The following is a 25,221-nucleotide window of genomic DNA, read 5'->3' on the forward strand; positions in this document are numbered from 1 at the left end:
TGAGGCAAGGAATTTGCCGCAGAGGCAAATCCGGCGTGCAATGGAGACATGCACTCGCCCGAGTCAGAGCCCTCGCCGCCGCAGGCCGAGGCCCTTCCCGCCGTGGCCCCCCAGCTGCGCGCCCTGCGCCGCCGGGCCGCCCTCACCCTGGAGGCCGCGGCCCGCGCCGCCGGACTGTCGTCCGCCCATCTCTCCCGTCTGGAGACCGGACAGCGCCAGCCTTCGCTGCCGATGCTGCTCACGCTCGCGCGCGTCTATGGTACGACCGTCTCGGATCTGCTCGGGGAGACGGTCGCCGACCGCGACGCCGTGGTCCGCGCCGCCGGCATGGAGCCGACCCGCGCGGGCGGCTGGACGTACTGGCAGGCCGGCGCCTCCGGGCGCGGGATGCAGGCGCTGCGCGTCCACGTCCCGCACGGCTCCCAGGGCGACATCGTGCGCGTCCACCCGGGGGAGGAGTGGCTGCACGTCCTGCGGGGCCGGCTGCGGCTGCGCCTCGGGGACACCACGGACCTGCTGGGCCCGGGTGACAGCGCGCACTTCGACTCGCTGACCCCGCACCGCATCGCCGCCCAGGATCCCGACGGCGTCGAGCTCCTTTTCGTCCACACCCTGTTGCAGAGCCCCACCGCCACGCTGTGCCTGGGGCCGAACCCCTCAGAGAGCCGAGTGACGCCATGAGCGACTACGAGGAGAAGTTCCCCCGCACCCTGTGGATCCGGCTGCTCATCTACATCGCCGTCGGGCACCTCTTCGCGGGGTTCCTGTGGCTGCTGTTCGAGGTGGGGGCCAGCCAGTAGGCGCCCGCGCGCACGCCGGCCGGGCGGCGTCAGTCGAGCAGGCGCTCGCGCAGCCGCTCGCGGGTCTCGGGGGAGAGCCCGAGGCCCTGCTCCAGATAGGCGTCGACCCCGCCCCAGGTCTCCTCCACGGTCTCGAAGGCCGCCTCCAGGTACTCCGCGCGGGCGTCGAAGAGGGGGCTCAGCAATTCCATGATCTCGGGGGAGTAGGCCTCACCCGCGGTGGAGCTGCGGTGCACCTTGTAGCGGCGGTGCCGGGCGTTGGACTCCAGGTAGTCGGCGAGGATCGCGTCCCGCTCCACGCCCACGGCCAGCAGCGTCACCGCGACGGACAGACCCGCGCGGTCCTTGCCCGCCGCACAGTGCATCAGCGCCGGAAGGCTGTCCTGCGCGAGCGAGTGCAGCACCCGCCCGTGCTCGGCCGTCCGCTCCTTGACGATCGTGCGGTACGAGGCGATCATCCGGCCCGCGGCCTTGCCGTCGCCGAGAATCCCGCGCAGCTGGTCGACATGGCCGTCGCGGACCATCTTCCAGAACTCGGCGCCGTCCGCCGGGTCCGACAGGGGCAGGTTGACGTTGCGCACGCCCGGCAGCTCGACGTCCGGCCCCTCCAGCCGCTGGTCGGCCGCGTTGCGGAAGTCGAAGATCGTGTGCAGGCCGAGGCCGGACAGGAACGCGGCGTCCTCGTCGGTCGCGTGCGCGAGGTGACCGCTGCGGAACAGCACGCCGGCCCGCACGCGCCGGCCGTCCACGGTCGGCAGACCGCCGACGTCCCGGAAGTTGCGCACGCCGGCCAGCTGGGGCTCGGTCGACGGGATCTGCTGCGTCACTGGGGCTCCCTCCCTGTCGGTCTCCGTCGGCGCGGCTCGTGGTGGCCGACGGGACATCTCCCCGACGATACGACATGGGTTCCCCGGGCAACGGGTTGTCCACAGGGCGTCCGCCCAGGTGAGAGTCCTGTCGCCAGAGAGTTGCCCAGCGGGCCGACCGCACTCGATGATGTTGGCGTTTGATCGCACCTGTTCGAATCAGTGGGGGTTTGATGCCCGAGATCGCCGACAACGGCCGTACGTGGCTCCTTTCGGGGCCGACGAGCAGCTATGCCCTCCATCTCACCGAGGCCGCCGAGCTGCTCCATCTGCACTGGGGCCCGCGCATCGCGCTCGCGGACGCCGAGGCCCTCGCCGCGCTCGCGCCGCCGCAGCGCGGCGCCTCCTTCGAGGCCCCGCTCGACGGGCACGAGGAGTACCCGGTCGAGGGCGGTCCCCGCTTCGTGCGGCCCGCCCTGTCCGTGCGCACCGACGAGCGGCGCGGCACCGAGTGGACCTTCGAGGAGCACGAGGGCGACGGCGACGAGCTCCGGCTGCGTTTCCGCGACGGCGGGCTCGCGCTCACCCTGCACTACCGGATGCGCGGCGACGTCGTCGAGCGGTGGACCACCCTGCGCAACGACGGCGAGCAGCCCCTGGAGCTGCTCCGCGCGGACTCGGCCACCTGGACCCTGCCCCTGCGCGACGAGTGGCGGCTGTCGCAGCTGCACGGCCGCTGGGCCGCCGAGTCGCGGCTGACGCGGTCCCCGCTCACCTATGGCGAGAAGGTCATCGGCAGCCGTCGCGGGCACACCGGACACCAGCACCTGCCCTGGGTCGCCCTCGACACCGACGCGACCGAGGAGCGCGGCGAGGTCTACGGCTGCGCCCTGGGCTGGTCCGGCTCCTGGCGGATCGCCGTCGCCCAACTTCCCGACGCGCGCGTGCAGATCACCGGCGGTGCGGGCTACGACGACTCGGGCCTGCTGCTTCTCACGGCGGGCGAGGAGTTCACCACCCCCGTCTTCGCCGGCCTGTGGAGCGACGCCGGCTTCGGCGGTGCGAGCCGCGCCTGGCACGCCTACCAGCGCGCCCACGTCGTCCCGGACGCCGGACAGGACCGGCCGGTGCTGTTCAACTCCTGGGAGGCCACCTACTTCGACATCTCCGAGGAGCAGCAGGCGACCCTCGCCCGCCGGGCCGCGGCGATCGGCGTCGAGCTCTTCGTCGTCGACGACGGCTGGTTCGGCGCGCGCACCGGCGACCACGCCGGACTGGGGGACTGGCAGCCCAACCCCGACCGCTTCCCCAACGGGCTGAAGCCCCTCGCGGACTACGTGCACGCCCTCGGCATGCAGTTCGGCATCTGGGTCGAGCCCGAGATGGTCAACCCGGACAGCGACCTGTACCGGGCGCATCCCGACTGGGTGCAGTTCCAGCCGGGACGAAAGCGGACGGAGTTCCGCAATCAGCTCATGCTGAACCTGGCGCGCGAGGACGTCCAGGAGTACCTCTGGGGGCAGCTCCACGGGCTGCTGTCCAGTGCGCCGATCGACTACGTCAAGTGGGACTTCAACCGCTGCTTCACCGACGCCGGCTGGCCGGACGACCCCTACCCGCAGCGCCTCTGGGTCGACCACGTGCGGGCTCTGTACCGCCTTCTGGACCGGCTGCGGGCGGCCCACCCGGGCGTCGCCTTCGAGTCCTGCTCGGGCGGCGGCGGACGCATCGACCTCGGCATCATGAGCCGCACCGACCAGGTGTGGACCTCCGACAACACCGACCCCCTCGACCGGCTGGACATCCAGCACGGCTTCAGTCAGATCCACCCCGCGCGGGTCATGGCCGCGTGGGTCACCGACAGCCCCAACGAGCAGCTCAACGGCCGTGTGAGCTCTCTGCGCTTCCGTTTCGTCAGCGCCATGGCAGGGGTGCTCGGTGTGGGAGGCGACCTCTCGGAATGGAGCGAGGAGGAGCTCGCCGAGGCGCGTCGATGGGTGGATCTCTACAAGGACATCCGGCCGCTCGTGCAGCACGGCGACCTGTACCGGCTGCGCCCTCCGGCGGGCGGGCTGAGCGCAGTGCAGTACGTGCGCGGCGATGAGGCCGTCGTCCTCGCCTGGCTCCAGGCCCAGCGGTTCGGCGAGCCCGTCCCCGCGCTGCGGCTGCGCGGGCTCGACCCCACGGCGTCGTACGAATGCCGTGAAACGGGCGAAGTGCACCGGGGTGCGGTATTGCTGCACCACGGATTGCGCGTCGGACTGCGGGGCGACCTCGATGCGACGGTTATCCGCCTGCGTCGTATCTGAGGTATCTGTCCGAATTGAATCCTTCGTTCCAACTCGCCAGGAAATAAAGGGACCTGGAGAGCCGTCACGTGAGCAGCGTCATATTCGTGACCCTGAGTGGCCCGTCATGTTCACGTAATTCGCATGCCTCCACAGGGTGTTCGGCGGTAAAAGAGCCCGCGTTTCACGCAGGGTGACGGGGTATTCCCACCGGGGATCAAGACAAACGCGTGACCAGTGCAACCTCTGCTTGTCTCCGTGCGTCCGCGTCGCTTACGTTCCACCCCAATCCGGACGGACGCCTAATCCTGCCACCGCCCGGATCCCGCACACTCACCCGTGCATGGCAGGAGCGGGGGACCCACAGGCACAACCGCCTGTTCCGGTCTCCGGAACAGGCTCGGGGTCAAGTCGCGTCTCGGCGCGGCCGGGCATCTCCAGCCCGCACCCGACAGCTCACCTCGCAGGCGCCGGAGAGGAATTCGTCATGCCCGCGAAGGGTAAGCACCGCCGTCCCAAGGCCCAGCGTTTCACCCGTTCCATAGCCGTCGCCGGAACGGGCGGCGCCGCACTCGCCCTTCCGCTGATGGGCGCTTCCGGCGCTCACGCGGCCACCCCCGACTCGGTTTCGCAGATTTCCGCACAGTCGGTCGCGAAGACGGTTTCGGAAAAGGCCGCCCAGCCCGCCGGGGCGACCCACAAGGCCGCCGGTGGAAAGACCTACACCGTGCGGTCCGGCGACTACCTCTCGAAGATCGCGGACGAGCAGAACGTCAGCGGCGGCTGGCAGCGGCTCTACCAGGACAACCGGACGGCCATCGGCGACGACCCGTCGCTGATCCACCCCGGCCTCAAGCTGTCGATCGGGAAGAAGGCCGCGTCCGGCGCCCACAAGCCGTCCGACGCGTCCTCGGCCCGTAAGTCCTCGTCCTCCACGGGCTCGTCGAAGGCCTCGGAGTCCAAGGCGTCCGTGAAGTCGTCCGCCGCGAAGGCGACCCAGGCCGCCGAGAGCACCTCCAGCGGATTCGTCCTGCCGGTGGACGGCGCCACCATCGGCACCCCGTACCACCAGGCGGGCAGCATGTGGTCCAGCGGGTACCACACCGGTGTGGACTTCGTCGTCCCGACCGGCACCACGCTGAAGGCCGTGGGCGCGGGCACCGTCGTGTCCGCGGGCTGGGGCGGCGCGTACGGCAACCAGGTCGTCATCAGGCTCGCCGACGGCTACTACGCCCAGTACGCCCACCTCTCCCAGTTGTCCGTCTCGGCCGGTCAGACCGTGACCGCGGGCCAGCAGATCGGCCTGTCCGGCGCGACCGGCAACGTGACCGGCCCGCACCTGCACTTCGAGATCCGCACCACCCCGGACTACGGCTCGGACGTGGACCCGATCGCCTACCTGCGCTCGCACGGCGTCGCCGTCGGCTGACCCCCCGACCGCCTCCGCCTGACACGCCGTCGAAGGCCGGACCCCGATCGAGAGATCCGGGCCCGGCCTTCGACGTGTCCCGGGTCCCACCGGAGCCGACCGCCGGGATCTCCCGGCCTCCCGTCGCTTCGTTGCGGTCCTGTGGCGCCCCGCGCCGTCCCATCGACACGGGGCGCGAGTGCGGCCACAGTGATCTCCGTCAGGGCAAGCGCTTTCTCGCGCTTCGACCTCCCACCGAAGGAGCCGCATCCCCGTGACGACCACGCGCAGAGCGTTCGCAACCCTCACCGCCGGCGCGGCCCTGGGGGCCCTCGCGCCCGCGACCGACGCCGGCGCCGCACCGCGCCGCCGTCCCCGGCTGATCGCCCACGACGACTTCCGCCACGGTCTGCGCCAGTGGGCCGTGGAACTGGAGCAGGGCGGGACGGTCACGGCCTCCCGCGGCGTGCTGGAGGTCGACGTGCCCGCCGGGGCCACGATCTGGTTCAGGCGGCCGTTCCAGGGTCCGTACGTCCTCGAGTACGTCGCCACGCCCGTCGGCGCCGGAGGGGTCAACGACCGGGTGTCCGACCTCAACAACTTCTGGAACGCCGTCGACGTCCGCTCCCCGGACGACCTCTTCGCCACCCGGCGCGACGGCGCCCTCGCCGAGTACGACCAGCTCAAGACCTACTACGTGGGCTACGGTGCGAACGGCAACACGACGACCCGGCTGCGCCGTTACGTAGGCCGGGCGGGGGAACGGCCACTGATCCGCGACTACACCGAGCCGCTGCTCGTGGCCAACGCCCCGCACCACGTCAGGATCGTCTCCGACGGCCCGACCGTGCGGTGGTGGAACAACGGGCGGCTCGTCTTCGACTGGACCGACCCCGAGCCGTACACGGGCGGCCATTTCGCGTTCCGCACCACCTGGAGTCATTTCCGGATCAACGACTTCCGGGCGTGGTCTCTTATTCCCTGATTGGCCAACTCTTTAGGAGTGGCTTATCTCACCGTCCGTCAATCCCTGCCTACGGTCGCGTAAGTCACATTCGAAGGTGAATCATGAACTGCTGTGGCAGACGATTCGAAGAGTGACAACAGATCAGTGATCGGGTCGTACGTGGCGGTGGGGGACAGCTTCACCGAGGGCGTCGGCGACCCCGGCCCGGACGGGGCCTTCGTCGGCTGGGCGGACCGGTTCGCGGTGCTCCTCGCGGACCGGCGGCCCGAAGGCGACTTCGACTACACCAACCTCGCGGTCCGCGGAAAACTGCTCGACCAGATCATGGAGGACCAGCTCCCCAGGGCCGTGGAACTCGCCCCGGACCTGGTCTCCTTCTGCGCGGGCGGCAACGACATCCTCCGTCCCGGCACCGACCCGGACGAGGTCGCCGAGCGCTTCGAGCGCGCGATCTCGGCCCTGACCGCCGCAGCCGGCACCGTCATGGTGACGACCGGCTTCGACACCCGTGGCATTCCCGTGCTCAAGCATCTGCGCGGCAAGATCGCCACCTACAACGGACACGTACGCGCCGTCGCCGACCGCTACGGCTGTCCGGTGCTCGACCTGTGGTCCCTGAAGTCCGTGCAGGACCGCAGGGCCTGGGACGGCGACCGGCTCCATCTCTCCCCGGAGGGGCACACGCGCGTGGCGCTGCGCGCCGGACAGGTCCTCGGCCTGGAGGTGCCGGCCGACCCCGAGCAGCCCTGGCCGCTGCTCCCGCCGCGCGGCACCCTCGAGGTGCGGCGCGACGACGTCCACTGGGCGCGCGAGTACCTGGTGCCGTGGATCGGCCGCCGGCTGCGCGGGGAGTCCTCCGGCGACCATGTGGTCGCCAAGGGCACGCTGTCGCCGGACGACATCAGGATGCGGATCTCCGCCGTCGCCTGAGCGCGCACCGTCGCCTGAGCGCGCACCGTCGCCTGAGCGCGCGCCGACTGATGAGCGGACGCGGACCGATCGGACGCGGCCGGCCGTCGACTTCGGACGGCCGGCCGCTCCACCAGTGAGGTGATCGGACGGGAGTGGCGTCCCGGCACGCGTGGAGGCGGGTGCTGGGATGACCGCACCCGCCCACCGCTGACGTCCGACACCTCCGAGGACCGGTCCCGCATGCACCTTTCCCGTAGGCCCGTGGCCGCGGCCGTCGTCTCCCTGCTCGCACTCGGGGTTCCGGCGCTCGCCGCGGCGCCGGCGCTCGCGCGGCCCGTCCGCCCGGCGCCCCTGGCCCGTCCCGCGCCGACCGCCCCCGCTCCCGCCTCCGACCGGTCTTCTCCTCCGGCTCCGGCTCCGGCCCCGTCTCCGGCCCTGGCTCAGGCTCCGGCCACCGTGACGGTGACCGGTGAGGGCAGCGCTAGCGCACCGCCCGACGTCGCGGTGGTCGACGCAGGTGTCGAGACCTCCGCCAAGACCTCGCAGTCCGCGCTGGACGCGCAGAACCGGGCGGCCGCCGCGTTGCTGGCCGCCGCCCGCGCCCAGGGCGTCGCCGAGCGGGACATCCACACGCGGGGCGTCACCCTCACCCCTCTCCATGACTACACGGGCGGGGCCCCACGGCTGACGGGATATCAGGCCGCCCAGTCGTTCACGGTGAAGGTGCGCGAGGTGGCGAGGACCGGCGCGGTCCTGCAGGCGGTCACCGACGCCGCCGGCGATGCGGCCCGCGTCGACTCGGTCGTCTTCGACGTCTCCGACCCCGCTCCGCTGCAGGCCCGCGCCCGTGAGGCCGCGCACGCCGACGCCCGTGCCAAGGCGGAGCAGTACGCCCGCCTCAGCGGCCGCCGCCTGGGTGCGCTGGTCTCCCTGAGCGAGGACGCCTCCACCTACCCGCGCCCCGCGTCACCGGCCGGGGAGACATCCGGCGCCGGCGCCACGCCCGTCGCCCCTGGCGAGATCCGGGCGGGGGCGACGGTGACGGCGGTCTACGAACTCGATTGACCGGCGGTTCGACCACTCGGCGGTTCGATCACGCGGAGGCTCGATCGCGATCGATCGATCGACAGACCGACCGGCCGACTCGGGGCTTCCCGGCCCTTCAGCGCGCCGAGGCGTCCGGCGTTCCCGGCGCCGGGCCCAGTTCCCGGTCGAGCGCCTCGTCGGCCCACTCCTGCGCCCGGGTCCGGGACACCGCGCCCTCGTAGGACGTCAGCTGTACGGCGAGCCCGTCCAGCAGGGCCGTCAGGCGCAGGGCCGTACCGGCCGGGTCCGGGCAGGCGAACTCGCCCGCCGCCACGCCCTCCGTGATCACCTCGACGAGCGCGGCCTTCCACTCCTGGTCGAGACCCCGGGCCACCTCCCGCAGCGCGGGTTCGCGCAGCGACACGGCCCAGCCCTCGATCCACAGCCGCCAGCCCTTGGCCTGCCCCGTGGGCGCGTACCAGCGCACGGCCGCGCGCAGCCGGCGCAGCGCCGTCGTGCGACGGTCGACCAGCTTGCGCAGGTGCGCCAGGTCGTCCTGGGCGGCACGGGCGAACGCCTCGGCGACCAGCCGCTCCTTGGTCGAGAAGTGGTAGAGCACCAGGGCGTTGCTCACCCCGAGGGCCGCGGCGACGTCGGCGATCCTGACCGCCGCCACGCCCCGCGCCTCGATCTGCTCGATGGCCGCCCGCAGCAGCTCCTCGCGCCGCTCGGCCACACTCAACCGGACCCTCGCCACCCGATCACCCTAATCCGTGGCCCTCGACGACGGGGCGGGAGCCTTGAGGGAGCGCGACGCCGAACGCCGAACGCCGACGCCGATCCCGGGGGCCGGAACCCGGACCGGGTCACGGGCCCTCGCGAAACACGGAACTCGGGACACGGAACATGGAACGCGCAACGCGCAACGTGCAACACGGAACACGGAACACGGGACCGTCTCAGGCCCGGCGGTGCGTGCCGAAACGGTGCGTGATCACCGGCAGGCGTTGTTCGGCGATCGCGTGGGCGGCGGCCCGTGGCGTCGTCCCGTCCGCCTCCGCGCGGGTCAGCACCAGCTCCACCAGGGCGCGCATCGAGCGGCGGGTGTGCGCGAAGGCGTTCTCCGCGTCCGCGCCGATGTCGCCGAACAGCGTCCACCACCACCAGGCGTTGGTGCCGGAGTTGACGACGACGTCCGGCAGGACGCTCACCCCGCGCGCGTGCAGCAGCGCCTCCGCCTCCGGCAGGACGGGCATGTTGGCCGCCTCGGCGATCCATCGGGCGCCGATCCGCCCCTGCTCCTCGACCCCGATCGCGTACGACACGGCGGCCGGGACGAGCACCTCCGCCTCCGTCGACAGCCAGGCGTCGCCCGGCAGCTCGCGGTCGCCGGGGCGCAGCACGGCCCGGTCCACGGTGCCGTGGGCGTCCCGTGCGGCGAGCAGGGCCTCCACGTCGAGCCCGGCCGGGTTGGCGACGGTGCCCTTGACGTCGGCGACGGCCACCACCGTCAGCCCCGCGCGCGTGAGGAAGCGCGCGGTGGCCCCACCCATGGTGCCGAAGCCCTGGAGCGCGACGCGGGTCCCCTGGTGCGCCACCCCGGCCCGGTCCAGGGCCGCCAGCACGGACTCGGCGACCCCGCAGCCGCCGACCAGCTCGTCCAAGCCGATGCCGTCGACCTCGACGGCGAACGCGGCCGCGAGCCGGGCCCGGGCGGCCTCCTCGTCGTCGAGCAGCGGGTGCACCGCCTGTACGGACGACACCAGCCCCACCTCGGCGACCGCCCGGTCCACCAGGTCCTGGGACAGCCCCAGGTCCTCGCCGGTGGTCCAGCAGCTCTCCACGTACGGCCGCATCGCCCGCAGGTAGCGCACCAGCAGCCCGTAGGCGTCCGGGTCCCGGGGATCGCAGTCGATGCCGCCCTTGGCGCCGCCCAGCGGGACGTAGCGGGCCTCGGGGTCGTAGTGCAGCGCCTCCTTGAGGCTCATGCCGCGCGCGAGGCCGGTCACCTCGTCCAGGGTGCAGCCCGCCCGCATGCGCAGGCCGCCGCTGCACACGCCGCGCACCAGCCGGTCGACGACCAGGAAACCCCGGCGGCCGGTGAGGTGGTCGGTCCAGGTGAGCGACAGGAAAGGGGAGGTCACACGGGCTCCTCGACCAGGACGGTTACTGAACAGTGGGTCAGTATCGGGACCCGGGGCGAGGCCTGTCAACGCGTTGTCGGAGGGGGCGACCATAATGGAACGCCTCAGCGACTCCACCTGGAGGTACCGTGTCCGGTTTCCGTTCCCTGAGCTCCGGGCTCCGCGCTCTGCAGCCCGAGGCCTTCGGTGCGGATCCCAGTGGTGAGCGCCTCGCGCGCATCCGCAGATCGCCCCATTACAAGGACGGGGTGTTCGTGAACCCCGGCGGTCCGGCGCGGACCCGCCCCTCGGGCTCGGCGCTCGACTTCGCCAAGGTCTTCTTCGACAAGGAGCAGCGCCCCCGCCGCTCCCCGGCGGGCACCGTGCCGGTGCACGCCACCACCCTCGCCGACCTCGCCAAGCCGCCGGCCACCGGGCTCAGGGTGACCTGGATGGGGCACTCGAGCGTGCTCGCGGAGATCGACGGGCAGCGCGTCCTGTTCGACCCCGTCTGGGGCGAGCGCTGCTCTCCGTTCCCCTTCGCCGGTCCCAAGCGGCTGCACCCGGTCCCGTTGCCGCTGGCCGCGCTGGGCCCGGTCGACGTCGTCGTCATCTCGCACGACCACTACGACCATCTGGACCTGCCCACGATCAAGGCGCTGGCCGGCACGGACACCCTGTTCGCCGTGCCGCTCGGCGTCGGCGCCCACCTGGAGCACTGGGGCGTGTCCGCCGACCGGCTGCGCGAGCTGGACTGGCACGAGGAGACGAAGGTCGGCGGTCTCACCCTGACCGCCACCCCGGCCCGCCATTTCTGCGGCCGCGGCCTGCGCAACACCCAGCACACCCTGTGGGCGTCCTGGGTCGTCGCGGGCGAGCAGCACCGGATCTTCCACAGCGGCGACACCGGTTACTTCGACGGCTTCAAGGAGATCGGGGCCGCCCACGGCCCGTTCGACGCGACGATGATCCAGATCGGGGCGTACTCCGACTTCTGGCCCGATATTCACATGACCCCCGAAGAGGGCGTGCGGGCGCATCTGGACCTCCAGGCCGGCCCCGGCGGGGTGATCCTGCCCATCCACTGGGCCACCTTCAACCTCGCCACGCACGCGTGGACCGACCCGGGCGAGGGCACGCTCGCCGCCGGCCGGGCGGTGGGAGCGCGGGTCGCCCTGCCGCGCCCGGGTGAGCCCTTCGAGCCCGGTGCCGAGACCGTTCCGGGGGAGCCGTGGTGGCGTGGCGCGGCACGCGCCCCCAGTGGTGGGTGGCAGCCTCTGGGCGACACCGCAACCAAGGCCAAAGCCGATACCGAGAGTGACATTCCGAAGGGTGCCGCCGAGGGCGGCGAAGCGCCGGAGGTCGTCCCGGCAGGCTGATCGGGGCAGGCGGACGTTCGGCGGTGCGGACCGTGCGGGCCGGGGAGCGACAGGCTCCCGGCCCGCACGGTCGTTTTATGACCGCCCTTGAGCAGCCACGATCGAACTCTTTCCTCGCTGCGCCTGGGATCGCGTGGGCTTATCGATCTGCCGTACGAAGCCTCATACCAGAGCGGGACGCTGTGTGCGGGACTTTGTCAACTGCCCATCGCACATGATGGGTTGCCGACTACTGTGAGTGGCCGTTGGGCGACACCGGGCCGAATTCCCCGGCTCTCGCGACCGACGGCTCTTCCGACCGACGACCCGGCTCGACGGACCAGTACGAGGACACCGATGTCTCACCTCCGCGCACCCGCCGCACGCGCAGACCGCCGTGAGGGCGGGCGGCACGGGCGGCCGGCCCCCCGCCCCGCACCGGCGCCGGCCGAGACACCCATACGGCCCCAGCTGCTGCGGCTCGCCGTGCTGCCCCCGACCGCGGTCGCCCTCAGCGCCTGCGCGGTCGTCCTGTTCACCGTGCGCTCCTCCGGCGTCCGGCCCGGACCGACCCTGTGGGCGGTCCTGGCCGGCGCGGTCGCGGTGACCGGCGTCGGCCTCGTGATCGCCGCCGTGGCAGCGGACCGCGCCGCCCGCTCCGTCAGCGACCGCGTGGCGGCCCTGCGCCGCAGCAGCGCGCGCGGCGAGGCCGAACTGCTCGGCGTCATCGAGGCGCTGCGCCGTGGCGAGGCCCCGCCGCCGCGCCGGACGCGCGGCGGCCCGCCCGGCGACGCCGACGACTTCGAGCTGCTCGCCGCCGACCTGGCCCGCGCCCACGACGGGGCCGTCACCGCTGTCGTGCGGGCCGCACAGCTGTCCAGTCAGACCGGCAGCGAACAGAAACTGGAGGTGTTCGTCAACCTGGCGCGGCGCCTTCAGTCCCTGGTGCACCGCGAGATCTCGATCCTCGACGAGCTGGAGAACGAGATCGAGGACCCCGATCTGCTCAAGGGCCTCTTCCACGTCGACCATCTCGCCACCCGCATCCGCCGCCACGCGGAGAACCTCGCCGTCCTCGGCGGCGCCGTCTCGCGGCGGCAGTGGAGCAACCCGGTGTCCATGACCGAGGTGCTGCGCTCCGCGATCGCCGAGGTCGAGCAGTACTCGCGGGTCAAGCTCGTGCCGCCCGTGGACGGCGAACTGCGCGGCCATGCCGTCGCCGACGTCATCCATCTGCTCGCCGAACTGGTCGAGAACGCCACGGTGTTCTCCGCCCCGCACACCCAGGTGCTGCTGCGGGCCAACCTCGTCACCTCGGGACTCGCCGTGGAGGTCGAGGACCGCGGCCTCGGCATGCCCGCCGAGGAGACGGGCCGGATGAACGCGCTGCTCGCCGACCCCGACCAGGTCAACGTGGGCCGCCTGCTCGCCGACGGCCGGATCGGCCTGTTCGTCGTCTCCCAGCTGGCCCGGCGGCACGGCATCCGGGTCCGGCTGCAGAGCAACATCTACGGCGGCGTCCAGGCCGTCCTCGTCGTCCCGCAGGCGCTGCTGGGCTCCGCGCCCGGCCTTCCCGGGGCCGCGACCCCGGGATCGGACACCGACGGCGGCGGCCTGCCCCTCGTGCCCGCCCCGAGTGCCCTCGCCGCGCCCCCGGGCCGGCCCACCCTGCCGCCGGCCTCTCGCCCCCCGACGACCGGCGCCGGGTCCCACGCCACGATGGAGAGCGGCCGCACCCCCGACCCCGCCCGTCCCCACCTTCCGCAGCACGGCGGCACGGGCCGCAACCCGGTCCCGGCGCACCGGTACCCGGGCGACCTGCCCGCACCGGCCGGCGGGCAGGAGGCCGGGGACACCGACGGAGCGGGCCTTCCCCCGGCAGCGGCCACCGGCGAGGCGGTGCCGGTGCACGCGCGGGACGGCAGCCACAGCGCCGGTCGCCCGTTCGGCGCCGCGCACGTGCCGCAGACCCCGCCGCCCGGTCCGTCCGGCGGACCACCGCGCGCCTGGAACGCCGCCGACGCGTCGCCTTCGCCCTCGCCCTCGCCCTCTCCCTCGTCCTCTGCCTCGTCCTCTGCCTCGTCCTCGCCCTCCTCCGTCCCCTGGTCCTCTCCCTCGGCCGTTCCCTCGCAGTCGCGCAGCGCACCTGCCGCGGAAGCGCCGCCGCCCCCCTCGCGGACACAGGGCGCTGCGGTCCCTGTCCAGCCCGGCCCGCAGCCGGCGGACGAACCGCGCGCGAACGGCCGCCGACCCGCGCCGCTGCCCGTCCGCGGCGCGCGCGAGACACGGCCCAACCCGGCCGAGGCCGTCCCCGGCATCCGGCAGGGCGACCGGCCCGTCGTCGAGGAGCACGCGGGCCTCGCGCCCACCCCGCGCGTCGGTCCGGTGCGCGGCACCATGGGCAAGCCGCAACTGCCCCGCCGCCGGGCCCAGGAGCACATCGTGCCCCAGCTGCGCGGCGGTCCGGCCCCGCGCCAGGACACCGAACAGCCCGCCGGTCACGACCCCGGCCTGATGGCGGCGTTCCAGCGGGGCATCGGCCTCGCCGAGGCCCAGCAGAGCCTGGAGGCGGACGTCTGGGAACCGTCCGCGCCTCTCCTGCCCGGCGACCCGCAGGGCCCCCCGCACTCGCAGCCCCCTTCGTTCCCGACCCCGACCCCGACTCCGACGTCGATTTCGCCGTCGCCGTCACCGTCGTCCTCGTGGTCCCTGGACCCGGCCTCGTTCTACCCGTCGGCTCCGTCGGACCAGCCCGGCCTTGCGGCACCGGTCGCGCACCCGGAGGCGGCCGCCCCGCAGCGCGGTCTCCCGGGCGGGGACGACGACGCCGCGCACGTCCCGGAAGGCGTACGGCTCCTGCCGCCCCTGTCGTCCCCCGCCGACGCCGGGCCGCCGCACCGGACCGGGATATCCGCCCCGCGTCCCGCGCACGTGGCCGCGCCGCCCGAGGTGTACGGCGCCCGTGAGGGACTGGACCAGCCCGGCCCCGACCGGACCACCGCCCGGCACGACGGGAGCGCACCGGCCGGATGACCACCAGCCCCATCTCCACCCCCACCCCCACCCCCACCCTCAGCGCTCCCTCAGACCTTCGTACCCCAAGGAGTCGATCCACCATGGCGAGCGATGCGCCGACCGGCCATGTATCCGATCTCGACTGGCTGATGAGCGGCCTCGTGCAGCGCGTACCGCACACCACGAGCGCGGTGCTGCTCTCCTGCGACGGGCTCGTGAAATCGGTCCACGGCCTGGACCCCGACAGCGCCGACCACATGGCCGCGCTGGCCTCCGGCCTGTACTCCCTCGGCCGCAGCGCCGGCGTCCGGTTCGGCGACGGCGGGGACGTTCGGCAGGTCGTCGTCGAACTCGACTCGACGCTGCTGTTCGTCACCACCGCCGGATCCGGCACGTGTCTCGCGGTTCTCGCCGGGCGCGAGGCCGACGCGGCCGTGCTCGGGTACGAGATGTCGATGCTGGTCAAGAGCGTCCGGCCGTATCTGATGACCGCGCCCCGGCAGCACGCCGAACCGTCGGTGATGGGGCCTTGAACGTGGCGGCGGCCGGTGACGGGCCCTGGCTCGACGACGCGGCCGGACGGCTGGTGCGCCCCTTCACGGTCAGCAACGGCCGGACCAGGCCCAGCGTCGCCCTCGATCTCATGTCGCAGGTGAGGGCCACCGGGGCGACCCCTCTCGGCTATCTCGGCCCTGAGCACGCGCAGGCGCTGGTCCTGACCCGCGCCCCCGTGTCGGTCGCCGAGATCGCGGCCCATCTGAAGCTGCCGGCGGCGGTCACCAAGGTGCTGCTGTCCGACCTCCTCGACTGCGGGGCGCTGACCACCAAGCCCCCCGAGTTCCACCACACCCCCACCGACCGGGCCCTACTGGAGGCAGTGCTCGATGGACTACGACGACAGCTCTGACCGCGACACATACGACAGGTACGGCGACAGCCGCGCCTATGGAGGACACGACGACCCAGGCCCGGATCCCTTTCCCACCGCCCTGAAGATCCTGGTCGCGGGCGGGTTCGGGGTCGGCAAGACGACCTTCGTCGGCGCCGTGAGCGAGATCGCGCCGCTCAGCACGGAGGAGCTGCTCACCACCGTCAGCGCCGCCACCGACAACCTCGACGGCATCGAGAACAAGGTCGAGACGACCGTCGCCATGGACTTCGGCCGCATCACCCTCGACCCCCGGCACGTGCTCTACCTGTTCGGAACCCCTGGCCAGGAGCGGTTCTGGTTCATGTGGGACGAGCTGTCCGAGGGGGCTCTCGGCGCGGTCATCCTCGCCGACACCCGCCGGCTGGAGGAGTGCTTCGCCGCCGTCGACTTCTTCGAGGAGCGCGGACTCGCCTTCATCATCGCCGTCAACGAGTTCGACGGATCCCACCGCTACGACCCCGAGGAGGTGCGCGCCGCCATCGACCTGGACCCGTCCGTCCCCGTCGTGCGCTGCGACGCGCGGATCTCCGCCTCCGGCGTCCAGACCCTGCTCACCCTCGTCAAGCACCTCATCGCCCATGCGCCGACCGCACCCCAGCCGAGCCGCGGCGCCCACATGTGACGCCCGCACCCGACGCCCCCCGGAGCCGCAAATGACGTACGTCCACAGCGACGGAGCCCGGCCATGAGCTACGACCCGCCGCGTCCGGCCGGTCGTCTGCTGCTCACGCCGGAGGACAAGGAGGCTCCCGCCCGGGCGCGCAGGCTGCGCCGACTCGGCCTCGGGGAATGGCCGGAGGCCGCCCTGGACGCCTTCGCGGACCGCCTCGCCGAGGTGACCGCGGCACCGTACGCCATGGTCAACTTCCTCGACGAGGTACAGCAGTTCTTCGCCGGGCTGCACACCCCGCAGGGCGGTCGGGCCGCCCGGGGAGGCAAGCCCGAGCTGGGCCGCCGGCTGTCCCGCGAGTACGGCTACTGCCCGCACGTGGTGGTGCGGCGCAAGGCGCTGGTGCTGGAGGACGTGGCCGACTACCCGCGCTTCGCGGGCAACCCGGTCGTCGACGAGTACGGCATCCGCAGCTACCTCGGCGCGCCGCTCATCGACTCGACCGGCATGGTGCTGGGCACGGTGTGCGTCGCCGATCTGACGCCCCGGCTCTGGGGCAGGGCCGGTCTGGAGACCATCAAGGCGACGGCCGCCGATCTCGCCGGACAGCTGCAGCGCCGGGAGCGCGAGGGGGCGGCGCCGTGAGCGGGGGAGGCCGCGCCCGGACTGCGGGCGGCCGGACCGGGCCGCGTCAGAGGGCCTGCCACATGTTGTCGAAGCCCGCGTCCTCGATGGACCGTCGTTGCCGCACGGCCTGCAGTTCGGCCAGCGCGTCGCCGGTCGACGCCAGCACCGTCACGACCGCCTCGTCCAGCGGCCCGGGGAACCCCTCGGCCGGCTCCTCGCGCAGACCGAGGGCCGTGGCCAGCGTGGCGAGGACCGGCTCGTCCGACGCCCAGCGCGCGGTGGCGCGCTGACGCGCCGGGGAGTCGACGGGCATCGGCGCGGACCGGGCGGCGAGCAGCCGGCCGCGCGGCCGGGCGACCAGCCCGTCCGCCGCCATCCGGGCGGCGTAGGCGGCCGCCAGCTCGCGGCCCCGGCGCCACAGCCAGTCCTCGACCGACTCGTACGGCTCCGTCCGCACGAACGAGGACTCGGCCGCGGCCAGGAGCGGATCCTGCGGCGTCGTCGGCGGGCCGGGCACGATGAGGTCGCCGTCCAGGACGAACGCCCCCGCCCTGACCAGATCGACCGCCTCCGCGCCCGCGAGGGCGAGCGACAGATCCCCCTGCCCGACATCGCGCAGGGGCGGCACCTCCAACGCGACGATCATCAGATCCCGTGCTGTCGTCATCGGAGGCTCCCCATCGGTCGGTCGCGGCGGCGCCGCTCCGGTGGACCGGCCGGTCAGCCGGTCGGCCCGGTGCGGGTTGCGATCCAGGGTGGCACGCCCCACCGTGGTGTGCGAGAAGCCCGCACCGGGAGCGAAGCCACTCGTGTGAAGCAGAGCTGTGGCGGCGCTTAAGAAAAGCTCGATGGACCCGGCGGGGGCGAGTGCGGCAGATTGCTCGGCGGAATCCACACCTCTTCCCGGATGCGGGGCCCTTCGGCCTGCTCGCGCCCGGGCCCTCACCACAGGAGCCGTTGCGTTGAAGGCGCTGGTCAAGGAGAAGGCGGAACCCGGGCTGTGGCTCGCGGACGTCCCGGAGCCCGCCGTCGGCCCCGGCGATGTGCTGATCAAGGTGCTGCGCACCGGCATCTGCGGCACCGACCTGCACATCCGGTCCTGGGACGGCTGGGCACGGCAGACGATCAGCACGCCCCTGGTGCTGGGGCACGAGTTCGTCGGCGAGGTCGTCGGCACCGGCCGGGACGTGGCCGACATCGTCGTGGGGGACCGGGTGAGCGGCGAGGGACACCTCGTGTGCGGCAAGTGCCGCAACTGTCTCGCCGGGCGCCGCCATCTGTGCCGGGCCACCGTCGGCCTCGGCGTCGGCCGCGACGGGGCCTTCGCGGAGTACGTCGCCCTGCCCGCGTCCAACGTGTGGGTGCACCGGGTCCCGGTGGACCTCGACGTCGCGGCGATCTTCGACCCGTTCGGCAACGCCGTGCACACCGCGCTGTCCTTCCCGCTCGTCGGCGAGGACGTCCTGATCACCGGCGCCGGGCCGATCGGACTGATGGCCGCCGCCGTGGCCCGGCACGCCGGGGCCCGCAACGTCATGGTCACCGACGTCAGCGAGGAGCGGCTGGAGCTGGCCCGCAAGATCGGCGCGACGCTCGCGCTCGACGTGTCGCAGGCATCCATCGGCGACGGGCAGCGGGAGTTGGGGCTGCGCGAGGGCTTCGACATCGGCCTGGAGATGTCCGGCCGGCCGGAGGCGATGCGCGACATGATCGCCAACATGACGCACGGCGGCCGGATCGCCATGCTGGGCCTGCCCGCCGAGGAGTTCCCCGTCGACTGGTCCCGGATCGTCACCTCGATGATCACGATCAAGGGCATCTACGGCCGGGAGATGTTCGAGACCTGGTACGCGATGTCGGTGCTGCTGGAGGGCGGCCTCGACCTCGCCCCCGTGATCACCGGCCGGTACGGCTACCGCGACTTCGAGGCCGCCTTCGCCGACGCGGCGAGCGGCCGCGGCGGCAAGGTCATCCTCGACTGGACCGCGTAAGACACCTCCGGTTCTCGCGTTTCCCGCATTTCTTAGGAGCCTCCTGATGTTCGACTCCGTGCGCGACGATCTGCGCGCCACCCTCGACGAGATCCGCGCCGCCGGTCTGCACAAGCCCGAGCGCGTGATCGGCAGCCCGCAGTCGGCCACCGTCGCCGTCACCGCCGGCGGCCGGCCGGGCGAGGTCCTCAACTTCTGCGCCAACAACTACCTCGGCCTCGCCGACCACCCCGAGGTGATCGCCGCGGCCCACGAGGCCCTGGACCGCTGGGGCTACGGCATGGCGTCGGTGCGCTTCATCTGCGGGACGCAGGAGGTGCACAAGGAGCTGGAGGCGCGGCTGTCGGCCTTCCTCGGCCAGGAGGACACGATCCTGTACTCCTCCTGCTTCGACGCCAACGGAGGGGTCTTCGAGACGCTCCTCGGCCCCGAGGACGCGGTCATCTCCGACGCCCTCAACCACGCCTCCATCATCGACGGCATCCGGCTGTCCAAGGCCCGCCGCTTCCGCTACGCCAACCGCGATCTGGCCGACCTGGAACGGCAGTTGAAGGACGCGTCCGACGCGCGTCGCCGGCTGGTCGTCACCGACGGCGTGTTCTCCATGGACGGCTACGTGGCACCCCTCGCCGAGATCTGCGACCTCGCCGAGCGCTACGACGCGATGGTCATGGTCGACGACTCGCACGCGGTCGGCTTCGTCGGTCCCGGCGGCCGGGGCACGCCCGAACTGCACGGCGTGATGGACCGCGTCGACATCATCACCGGCACCCTGGGCAAGGCGCTCGGCGGCGCGTCCGGCGGCTATGTCGCCGCACGCGCGGAGATCGTCGCCCTGCTGCGCCAGCGCTCGCGCCCGTACCTGTTCTCCAACACCCTCGCCCCGGTCATCGCGGCGGCCTCGCTCAAGGTCATCGACCTGCTGGAGTCCGCCGACGACCTGCGCGTACGGCTCGCCGAGAACACCGCCCTGTTCCGTCGCCGCATGACGGACGAGGGCTTCGACGTCCTGCCCGGCGACCACGCCATCGCCCCCGTGATGATCGGCGACGCGGCGAAGGCGGGCCGGATGGCCGAGCTGCTGCTGGAGCGCGGGGTGTACGTGATCGGGTTCTCGTACCCGGTGGTCCCGCAGGGGCAGGCCCGCATCCGCGTCCAGCTGTCCGCCGCGCACTCCACGGACGACGTGAACCGGGCCGTGGACGCCTTCGTCGCGGCGCGCTCGGTGCTGGGGGAGCCGGAGCCGGCGGCGGTCTGAACCGGCGGCGGTCCGAGCAGCCCGGACATATTGCGATAATCAGTCGCATGATCGAAGCGCGGCGGCTCCACATCCTGCGTGCGGTGGCCGACCACCGCACCGTGACGGCGGCTGCCGCCGCGCTGTACCTCACCCCGTCCGCGGTCTCCCAGCAGCTGACGGCCCTGGAGCAGGAGACCGGCCACCGGCTCGTCGAGCGCGGCGCCAAGGGCGTACGGCTCACCCCGGCCGGCGAGATCCTGCTCGCGCACACCCACGCCGTCCTCGCCCAGCTGGAGCGGGCCGAGGCCGAGCTGGCCGCCTACGGCTCCGGCGCGGCCGGCACGGTCACGGTGGCCGCCTTCGCGACCGGGATCGCGCTGGTCGTGGCCCCCGCGGTCGCCCGGCTCGCCCGCACCGCCCCGGGGATAAGGATCCGCGTCCAGGACGCCGAGGGCGACGCCAGCCTGCCGATGGTGCTCGACCGCCAGGTCGACGCCGCCGTCGCCGTCGAGTACCGCGGCGCCCCGGCCGCCGACGACCCGCGCCTGGTGCACGTGCCGCTCTACGCCGAGCCCTTCGACGCGGTGGTGCCCGTCACGCACCGGCTCGCCGACTCCCCCGAAGTCCCCCTCGCCGAGCTGGCCAAGGACTGCTGGATCGGCCCCTACCCCGGCAACCCCTGTCATGACGTGGTCGTCCTGGCCTGCGAGAGCGCCGGCTTCCAGCCCCGGCTGGAGCACTCCTCGGACGACTTCCGCGCGGTCGTCGCCCTCGCCTCGGCGGACGCGGGCGTGGCGCTCGTGCCGCGCTCGGCGCTGCGCGGCATGGACCTCACGGGCGTGGTCGTGCGCCCTGTCGACGGCGTGGCGCCGACCCGGCGCGTCTTCGCCGCCGTGCGCCGGGGCGCCGAGGGACACCCGCTGATCCGGCCGGTACTCCAGGCGCTGCGCGAGGCGGCCGCGGTGTGAGGCTTCCGTAATCCTCCCGTCTCATATCCGGGATAGCCTCCCGGATATGAGACACGAAGCGGAGTCGGCCGAGCCGCCGGACGACGTCGACGCGCGGCTGGCCGCCCGCCTGGCCGACCTGCGGACCGAACACGGCTGGTCGCTCGGGGAGTTGGCGCAGCGCACCGGGATCAGCCGGTCCACCCTGTCGCGCGCCGAGCGGGCGGAGATCAGTCCGACGGCCTCCCTCCTGAACCGGCTGTGCCACGCCTACGGGCGGACCATGTCCCGGCTGCTCGGCGAGGTCGAGGCGGAGCCCGCGCCGCTGGTGCGCGCCGGCGAGCAGCCCGTCTGGCAGGACCGGGCCTCCGGGTTCGTCCGCCGCTCCGTGTCGCCTCCGCACCCCGCGCTGCGCGGCGAACTGGTCGAGGGACGGCTCGCCGTGGGCGCCGACATCGCCTACGACCGGCCGCCCGTGGCGGGCCTGGAACAGCACATCTGGGTGTTGGAGGGCGCCCTCGACGTGACGGCGGAGAAGGCCGAGCGGCGCCTCGAGGCCGGGGACTGCCTGCGGCTGCGGGTGTGGGGGCCGACCCGCTTCCGGTGCTCGGGCGACGCGCCGACGCGGTACGTGCTGGCGGTGGTGCTGCCATGACGACGGTCCGTCTGGATGCCCCTGGACTCCTCGCGTGCGTCGAGGGGTTGGCCGACCTGCTGCTCGACACGGTGCACGGCGGAGCCTCGGTCGGCTTCCTCGCCTCCCTCGACCGGGCCGGGGCCGTCGACTGGTGGCACGGCCGCGCCGCCGGGGTGGCCGCGGGGCGGCTCGCCGTCTGGGCGGCCCGGGACGGCGACCGGGTCGTGGGAAGCGTCGGCCTGGCCTTCCCCGACAAGCCCAACAGCCGCCATCGCGCCGAACTCGTCAAGCTGATGGTCCACCGGGACGCCCGCGGGCGGGGTCTCGGCCGGGCCCTGCTCACCACGGCCGAGCGGGCCGCCGCGGCCGCGGGCGTCACCCTGCTGCACCTGGACACCGAGACCGACAGCCCCGCCGAACACCTCTACCGCACCGCCGGCTGGACCCGGGCCGGCGTGATCCCCGACTACGCGGCCGACCCCGCCGGGACGCTCCGCCCGACCACCCTGTACTACCGGCGCATCGCCGCCGGGTGACTGTCAGTGGCAGCCGCTACCGTGCGAAGCATGCCGGACGCCGAAGACGTACGCCGTATCGCCCTGTCCCTGCCGGACACCACGGAGAAGACCGCCTGGAGCATGCCCACCTTCCGGGTCGCGGGGAAGATGTTCGCCACCCTGCCAGAGGAGGAGACCTCCCTGGCCGTGCGCTGCCCCAAGGAAGAACGCGACGAGCTGGCGCTCGCCGAGCCCGGCAAGTTCTGGATCGCCGTCCACGAGGCCCCGTTCGCCTGGGTGCGGGCCCGGCTGTCCGCCCTGGAGGACGAGGACGAACTGCGGGACATCCTCGCCGACTCCTGGCGGCAGGCGGCCCCGCCCCACCTGCTGGAGGCGCATCCGGACCTGGGGCGGCCCCCGGGGGAGTGACGGCGTCCCGGCAGCCCGGAGCGGCGAGAAACGGGTGCGCGACCATCGACCCGAGTGCGGTATTGTTTCCCTGCGTGCTCGGCCAGGGGAAACCCCAGGTCAGACAGGCACCGGGACGTGGCGCAGCTTGGTAGCGCACTTGACTGGGGGTCAAGGGGTCGCAGGTTCAAATCCTGTCGTCCCGACCAGCTTCATCGCAGGTCGGAGGGCCGTTTCCACAGTAATGGGGAAACGGCCTTCGTCGTGTTCGCGTCGCCGAGGAGCCGAGCGACGACATGTCGACGAGTCGATGATGCGACGAGCCGTCCGGCAGGCAGTCGCCGCGGTGCGTCGGCCTACCGACCCGGGCGTCCGTCCGAGCGCGGATCCAGCGGGTCGGTCAGCGCAGCCTGCGCAGCTCGCGCAGCTCTTCCACCTTCGTCAGCCGTGCCACGGCGAGGTAGACCAGGCAGAGGGTGAGGACGCCCGCGGCGAGGGAGGCGGAGTCCGGGAGGGTGCCGCCGCCGAGCCGGGCCGCGCAGGCCCGGTCGGCCGCCCATCCCGCGGCCCCGGCCAGGCCCGCCGCGCCGAGCAGCTTGGTGTAGGTGCGGCGCAACGCGCCGTCGTCCAGCCGGCCTCCGGTCCGTCGGCGCAGCACCCGGGCGGTCAGGGCGAGGCCCGCCAGATAGGAGACGGTGTAGGCCCCGGCCATGCCCGTCACCGACCAGCGGTCGGGCAGCAGCAGATGGCACGCGGTGGCCAGGGCGATGTTCACCGCCGCGATCCAGACCGCCATGAAGAACGGGGTGCGGGTGTCCTCGAACGCGTAGAAGCCGCGCAACAGGAGGTATTGCGCGGAGAACGGGATCAGGCCGAGGCCGAACGCCTGGAGCATGTGCCCGAGCGGCTGCGCCGAGGCCGCGTCGGCCGCGCCGTGCGCGAAGAGCAGGGCGGAGATGCGCGGGCCGAGGGCGAGGAAGAGGAACGCGGCCGGGACGATGACGGCCCCGCTCACCCGCAGCCCGCGCGACAGGTCGGCCCGCACGTCCGCGATCCGCCCCTGTGCCACGGCGCGGCTCATTCGGGGCAGCAGCGCGGTCACCAGGGACACGGTGACCACCGACTGCGGCAGCATCCAGATGGTCTGCGCATACGTGTACGCCGTGTAGCCCGCGCCGGCGTCCGGCAGCTTCTGGTCGACCGCGTTGGCGTAGTTGGTGACCACCGTGAGCGAGACGAGGTTGGTCAGCACCAGCAGCAGCGTCCACTTGGCCGCGTGGACGCCGGACCCCAGGCCGGAGCCGCGCCAGTCGAACCGCGGCCGCAGCCGGAACCCGGAGGCCCGCGCGAACGGGACCAGCGCGAGGGCCTGCACCGCGATGCCGGCCGTCGTGCCGACGCCCAGCAGCCGGACCTGGGCGGCGGTGATGTCCTCCACCCGCTCCGGCACGGTCATCAGACCCAGATAGACGCCGAACATGCCCAGCAGGACGGCGTTGTTGAGGACCGGCGTCCACATCATCGCGCCGAACCGCTCACGGGCGTTGAGGACCTGGCCGTAGATGTTGAACAGGCCGTAGAAGAAGATCTGCGGGAGCAGGAACCGGGCGAAGACCACGGTGAGCCGGTACGCCTCGTGGGTCTGCGGGGTGTCGCGCATGTACAGCGAGACGATCAGCGGGGCCGCCCACACCGCCAGCGCGGTCCCGACCGCGAGGACGGACACGACGAGGGTCACGAGCCGCTGCTCGTACGCCCGGCCGCCGTCGGGGTGCGTGGCCCTCGCCCGCACCAACTGCGGTACCAGCACGGCGTTGAGCGCACCGCCGATCAGCAGGGTGTACAGACTGGTGGGCACGGTGTTGGCCGTGTTGTAGGTGGTGGCCAGCAGGCCGGTGCCCAGGGCGGCGGCCTGGAGCACCTGACGGATCAGCCCGGTCGCCCGGGACGCGACCGTGCCCAGCGCCATCAGCGCCGAGGAACGGACCGCCCCGCCCTTGCGTGCCGTGCGTTCCTCGATCTGCGGTCGTGTCGTGGCCCCCATCGGGCCAACCTATGCCATCAAGATCGGATCTTCGAACTCTGCTGCCAGCAACGCTTGTTGGCCGTCGGAGTCGCTCACCGAACCGCATGGGCGTCACCGCCGCGCAGGCGGGCGTCGTCACCGGCGGCGGACGCGGCCCTCTCGGGGCGGGCTGATGAACTGCAGTTCCAGCGTGGCCGGCGGGGCCGCGAGGCCCGGGCCGCCCGCCGTCGCCCAGGCCACGATCTCCTGAGTGCAGTCGTCGTCCATGGCGAAGCCGACCCAGGTGGGCCGGCCGCCGGCCCGGCGTCCTTCGGCGGAGGGCTGCACGACCACCACGTTCGCCTGGTCGCAGGGGCCGAGGCAGTCCGTCGTACGGACCTGGAAGCCGCCGCCCGACGCCGCCGCGGCCGCGCGCAGCCGCTCCAGCTGCCAGGCGTGGTCGAAGCCGGGGTGCTTGCGTGCGACGCCGCAGCAGCAGCCCCGGCACACGACCAGGGTGCAGGGCCGTCGGGCGGCCGCGCCGATCGCCGCCCGCCCGACGGCCGTGCGCTGCGACGGCAACGCGACGCGTTCGCCCCGCCGGCCGGTCTGCCGGTCGCCCATG

25 protein-coding genes, 1 tRNA gene and 1 riboswitch are annotated in these 25,221 nt (G+C 73.1%); of the genes, 20 read left to right on the forward strand and 6 right to left on the reverse strand.

All coding sequences use genetic code 11. The features are described from left to right. The first annotated feature begins 48 nt into the window (after positions 1-48). Both Sri02f_RS28785 and Sri02f_RS28790 read left to right on the forward strand, forming a co-directional pair. Positions 49-681, forward strand: coding sequence for a helix-turn-helix domain-containing protein (locus Sri02f_RS28785; RefSeq protein ID WP_109004242.1), 633 nt, complete (start codon positions 49-51; stop codon positions 679-681). Beyond that, positions 678-800, forward strand: coding sequence for a DUF6126 family protein (locus Sri02f_RS28790; RefSeq protein WP_109004243.1), 123 nt, complete (start codon positions 678-680; stop codon positions 798-800). The genes Sri02f_RS28785 and Sri02f_RS28790 overlap by 4 nt, the downstream gene beginning before the upstream one ends. A 29-nt stretch (positions 801-829) precedes the next feature. On the opposite strand, the gene Sri02f_RS28795 is transcribed toward Sri02f_RS28790, so the two are convergent. Beyond that, complete coding sequence (locus Sri02f_RS28795; protein ID WP_109004244.1) at positions 830-1,627, reverse strand: tyrosine-protein phosphatase; 798 nt, start codon at positions 1,625-1,627, stop codon at positions 830-832. A gap of 212 nt (positions 1,628-1,839) precedes the next feature. On the opposite strand from Sri02f_RS28795, the gene Sri02f_RS28800 reads away from it, so the two are divergent. From Sri02f_RS28800 to Sri02f_RS28820, 5 genes are all read left to right on the forward strand, one after another. Next, positions 1,840-3,915, forward strand: a complete 2,076-nt coding sequence (locus Sri02f_RS28800; RefSeq protein WP_109004245.1) for an alpha-galactosidase — start codon at positions 1,840-1,842, stop codon at positions 3,913-3,915. Between the two features lie 284 nt (positions 3,916-4,199). Then, positions 4,200-4,377, forward strand: a riboswitch (cyclic di-AMP (ydaO/yuaA leader). A gap of 4 nt (positions 4,378-4,381) precedes the next feature. Further along, positions 4,382-5,323: a M23 family metallopeptidase gene (locus tag Sri02f_RS28805; RefSeq protein WP_109004246.1), complete on the forward strand. Its 942-nt coding sequence runs from the start codon at positions 4,382-4,384 to the stop codon at positions 5,321-5,323. 253 nt (positions 5,324-5,576) lie between these two features. Beyond that, the gene (locus Sri02f_RS28810; RefSeq protein WP_109004247.1) at positions 5,577-6,287 is read left to right on the forward strand and encodes a DUF6250 domain-containing protein; all 711 of its coding nucleotides are present in this window, start codon (positions 5,577-5,579) and stop codon (positions 6,285-6,287) included. A gap of 126 nt (positions 6,288-6,413) precedes the next feature. Further along, positions 6,414-7,199, forward strand: a complete 786-nt coding sequence (locus Sri02f_RS28815; protein ID WP_109004248.1) for an SGNH/GDSL hydrolase family protein — start codon at positions 6,414-6,416, stop codon at positions 7,197-7,199. Between the two features lie 222 nt (positions 7,200-7,421). Next, positions 7,422-8,246 carry an SIMPL domain-containing protein gene (locus tag Sri02f_RS28820; RefSeq protein ID WP_109004249.1) on the forward strand — a complete coding sequence of 275 codons (825 nt, stop codon included), beginning with the start codon at positions 7,422-7,424 and terminating at the stop codon, positions 8,244-8,246. Between the two features lie 97 nt (positions 8,247-8,343). On the opposite strand, the gene Sri02f_RS28825 is transcribed toward Sri02f_RS28820, so the two are convergent. Continuing rightward, positions 8,344-8,964 (reverse strand): TetR/AcrR family transcriptional regulator, encoded by a 621-nt coding sequence (locus Sri02f_RS28825; RefSeq protein WP_109004250.1) that lies wholly within the window; start codon positions 8,962-8,964, stop codon positions 8,344-8,346. Positions 8,965-9,166: 202 nt separating this feature from the next. Then, complete coding sequence (locus tag Sri02f_RS28830; protein ID WP_109004251.1) at positions 9,167-10,351, reverse strand: glutamate dehydrogenase; 1,185 nt, start codon at positions 10,349-10,351, stop codon at positions 9,167-9,169. 128 nt (positions 10,352-10,479) lie between these two features. Here Sri02f_RS28830 and Sri02f_RS28835 point away from each other — a divergent pair, with 128 nt between their 5' ends. The 6 genes from Sri02f_RS28835 to Sri02f_RS28860 all read left to right on the forward strand — a co-directional run bounded on the left by Sri02f_RS28835 (position 10,480) and on the right by Sri02f_RS28860 (position 16,889). After that, the gene (locus Sri02f_RS28835; RefSeq protein ID WP_109004252.1) at positions 10,480-11,709 is read left to right on the forward strand and encodes an MBL fold metallo-hydrolase; all 1,230 of its coding nucleotides are present in this window, start codon (positions 10,480-10,482) and stop codon (positions 11,707-11,709) included. 336 nt (positions 11,710-12,045) lie between these two features. Continuing rightward, positions 12,046-14,721, forward strand: coding sequence for a sensor histidine kinase (locus Sri02f_RS28840; protein ID WP_109004253.1), 2,676 nt, complete (start codon positions 12,046-12,048; stop codon positions 14,719-14,721). Positions 14,722-14,804: 83 nt separating this feature from the next. Continuing rightward, positions 14,805-15,236, forward strand: a complete 432-nt coding sequence (locus Sri02f_RS28845; protein ID WP_109004254.1) for a roadblock/LC7 domain-containing protein — start codon at positions 14,805-14,807, stop codon at positions 15,234-15,236. Positions 15,237-15,238: 2 nt separating this feature from the next. Then, positions 15,239-15,610, forward strand: a complete 372-nt coding sequence (locus Sri02f_RS28850; RefSeq protein WP_109004255.1) for a DUF742 domain-containing protein — start codon at positions 15,239-15,241, stop codon at positions 15,608-15,610. Continuing rightward, a complete protein-coding gene (locus Sri02f_RS28855) occupies positions 15,588-16,256 on the forward strand; it encodes a GTP-binding protein (protein ID WP_245970846.1) in 669 nt (222 codons plus the stop codon). The genes Sri02f_RS28850 and Sri02f_RS28855 overlap by 23 nt, the downstream gene beginning before the upstream one ends. 63 nt (positions 16,257-16,319) lie before the next feature. Next, positions 16,320-16,889: a GAF domain-containing protein gene (locus tag Sri02f_RS28860; RefSeq protein WP_109004256.1), complete on the forward strand. Its 570-nt coding sequence runs from the start codon at positions 16,320-16,322 to the stop codon at positions 16,887-16,889. 46 nt (positions 16,890-16,935) lie between these two features. Here Sri02f_RS28860 and Sri02f_RS28865 read toward each other — a convergent pair whose 3' ends face one another. Beyond that, entirely contained in the window at positions 16,936-17,538 is a 603-nt protein-coding gene (locus Sri02f_RS28865) for a GPP34 family phosphoprotein (RefSeq protein WP_109004257.1), read from the reverse strand. A 295-nt stretch (positions 17,539-17,833) separates the two neighbouring features. Here Sri02f_RS28865 and tdh point away from each other — a divergent pair, with 295 nt between their 5' ends. From tdh to Sri02f_RS28900, 7 genes are all read left to right on the forward strand, one after another. After that, a complete protein-coding gene (gene tdh / locus Sri02f_RS28870; protein WP_109004258.1) occupies positions 17,834-18,862 on the forward strand; it encodes an L-threonine 3-dehydrogenase in 1,029 nt (342 codons plus the stop codon). A 46-nt stretch (positions 18,863-18,908) separates the two neighbouring features. After that, entirely contained in the window at positions 18,909-20,120 is a 1,212-nt protein-coding gene (locus Sri02f_RS28875) for a glycine C-acetyltransferase (RefSeq protein WP_109004259.1), read from the forward strand. A gap of 47 nt (positions 20,121-20,167) precedes the next feature. Continuing rightward, the gene (locus Sri02f_RS28880; RefSeq protein ID WP_109004260.1) at positions 20,168-21,070 is read left to right on the forward strand and encodes a LysR family transcriptional regulator; all 903 of its coding nucleotides are present in this window, start codon (positions 20,168-20,170) and stop codon (positions 21,068-21,070) included. A gap of 46 nt (positions 21,071-21,116) precedes the next feature. After that, positions 21,117-21,704 (forward strand): helix-turn-helix domain-containing protein, encoded by a 588-nt coding sequence (locus Sri02f_RS28885; protein ID WP_109004261.1) that lies wholly within the window; start codon positions 21,117-21,119, stop codon positions 21,702-21,704. Beyond that, on the forward strand, positions 21,701-22,222 hold the full coding sequence (locus Sri02f_RS28890) for a GNAT family N-acetyltransferase (protein ID WP_109004262.1): 522 nt from the start codon (positions 21,701-21,703) through the stop codon (positions 22,220-22,222). The genes Sri02f_RS28885 and Sri02f_RS28890 overlap by 4 nt, the downstream gene beginning before the upstream one ends. Before the next feature lie 30 nt (positions 22,223-22,252). Further along, a complete protein-coding gene (locus Sri02f_RS28895; protein WP_174855719.1) occupies positions 22,253-22,612 on the forward strand; it encodes an MmcQ/YjbR family DNA-binding protein in 360 nt (119 codons plus the stop codon). A 111-nt stretch (positions 22,613-22,723) separates the two neighbouring features. Then, a tRNA-Pro gene (locus tag Sri02f_RS28900) sits at positions 22,724-22,800 on the forward strand. Between the two features lie 191 nt (positions 22,801-22,991). On the opposite strand, the gene murJ is transcribed toward Sri02f_RS28900, so the two are convergent. Together murJ and Sri02f_RS28910 are read right to left on the reverse strand one after the other, a co-directional pair. Next, a complete protein-coding gene (murJ, locus tag Sri02f_RS28905) occupies positions 22,992-24,635 on the reverse strand; it encodes a murein biosynthesis integral membrane protein MurJ (RefSeq protein WP_109004264.1) in 1,644 nt (547 codons plus the stop codon). A gap of 117 nt (positions 24,636-24,752) precedes the next feature. Then, entirely contained in the window at positions 24,753-25,220 is a 468-nt protein-coding gene (locus Sri02f_RS28910) for a (2Fe-2S) ferredoxin domain-containing protein (protein WP_245970847.1), read from the reverse strand. Between the last annotated feature and the right edge of the window lies 1 nt (position 25,221).

The organism is Streptomyces rishiriensis (assembly GCF_003112535.1).
GTDB classification, from domain to species: Bacteria; Actinomycetota; Actinomycetes; order Streptomycetales; family Streptomycetaceae; genus Streptomyces; species Streptomyces rishiriensis.

Excerpts from the sequence above, each read along its gene's own strand:
- Sri02f_RS28785 (WP_109004242.1), top strand. The coding sequence starts at position 49 with ATGCACTCGCCCGAGTCAGAGCCCTCGCCGCCGCAGGCCGAGGCCCTT.
- Sri02f_RS28790 (WP_109004243.1), top strand. The coding sequence starts at position 678 with ATGAGCGACTACGAGGAGAAGTTCCCCCGCACCCTGTGGATCCGGCTG.
- Sri02f_RS28800 (WP_109004245.1), top strand. The coding sequence starts at position 1,840 with ATGCCCGAGATCGCCGACAACGGCCGTACGTGGCTCCTTTCGGGGCCG.
- Sri02f_RS28805 (WP_109004246.1), top strand. The coding sequence starts at position 4,382 with ATGCCCGCGAAGGGTAAGCACCGCCGTCCCAAGGCCCAGCGTTTCACC.
- Sri02f_RS28820 (WP_109004249.1), top strand. The coding sequence starts at position 7,422 with ATGCACCTTTCCCGTAGGCCCGTGGCCGCGGCCGTCGTCTCCCTGCTC.
- Sri02f_RS28840 (WP_109004253.1), top strand. The coding sequence starts at position 12,046 with ATGTCTCACCTCCGCGCACCCGCCGCACGCGCAGACCGCCGTGAGGGC.
- Sri02f_RS28845 (WP_109004254.1), top strand. The coding sequence starts at position 14,805 with ATGGCGAGCGATGCGCCGACCGGCCATGTATCCGATCTCGACTGGCTG.
- Sri02f_RS28855 (WP_245970846.1), top strand. The coding sequence starts at position 15,588 with ATGGACTACGACGACAGCTCTGACCGCGACACATACGACAGGTACGGC.
- Sri02f_RS28860 (WP_109004256.1), top strand. The coding sequence starts at position 16,320 with ATGAGCTACGACCCGCCGCGTCCGGCCGGTCGTCTGCTGCTCACGCCG.
- Sri02f_RS28865 (WP_109004257.1), bottom strand. The coding sequence starts at position 17,538 with ATGACGACAGCACGGGATCTGATGATCGTCGCGTTGGAGGTGCCGCCC.
- Sri02f_RS28875 (WP_109004259.1), top strand. The coding sequence starts at position 18,909 with ATGTTCGACTCCGTGCGCGACGATCTGCGCGCCACCCTCGACGAGATC.
- Sri02f_RS28880 (WP_109004260.1), top strand. The coding sequence starts at position 20,168 with ATGATCGAAGCGCGGCGGCTCCACATCCTGCGTGCGGTGGCCGACCAC.
- Sri02f_RS28885 (WP_109004261.1), top strand. The coding sequence starts at position 21,117 with ATGAGACACGAAGCGGAGTCGGCCGAGCCGCCGGACGACGTCGACGCG.
- Sri02f_RS28890 (WP_109004262.1), top strand. The coding sequence starts at position 21,701 with ATGACGACGGTCCGTCTGGATGCCCCTGGACTCCTCGCGTGCGTCGAG.
- Sri02f_RS28895 (WP_174855719.1), top strand. The coding sequence starts at position 22,253 with ATGCCGGACGCCGAAGACGTACGCCGTATCGCCCTGTCCCTGCCGGAC.
- murJ (WP_109004264.1), bottom strand. The coding sequence starts at position 24,635 with ATGGGGGCCACGACACGACCGCAGATCGAGGAACGCACGGCACGCAAG.
- Sri02f_RS28910 (WP_245970847.1), bottom strand. The coding sequence starts at position 25,220 with ATGGGCGACCGGCAGACCGGCCGGCGGGGCGAACGCGTCGCGTTGCCG.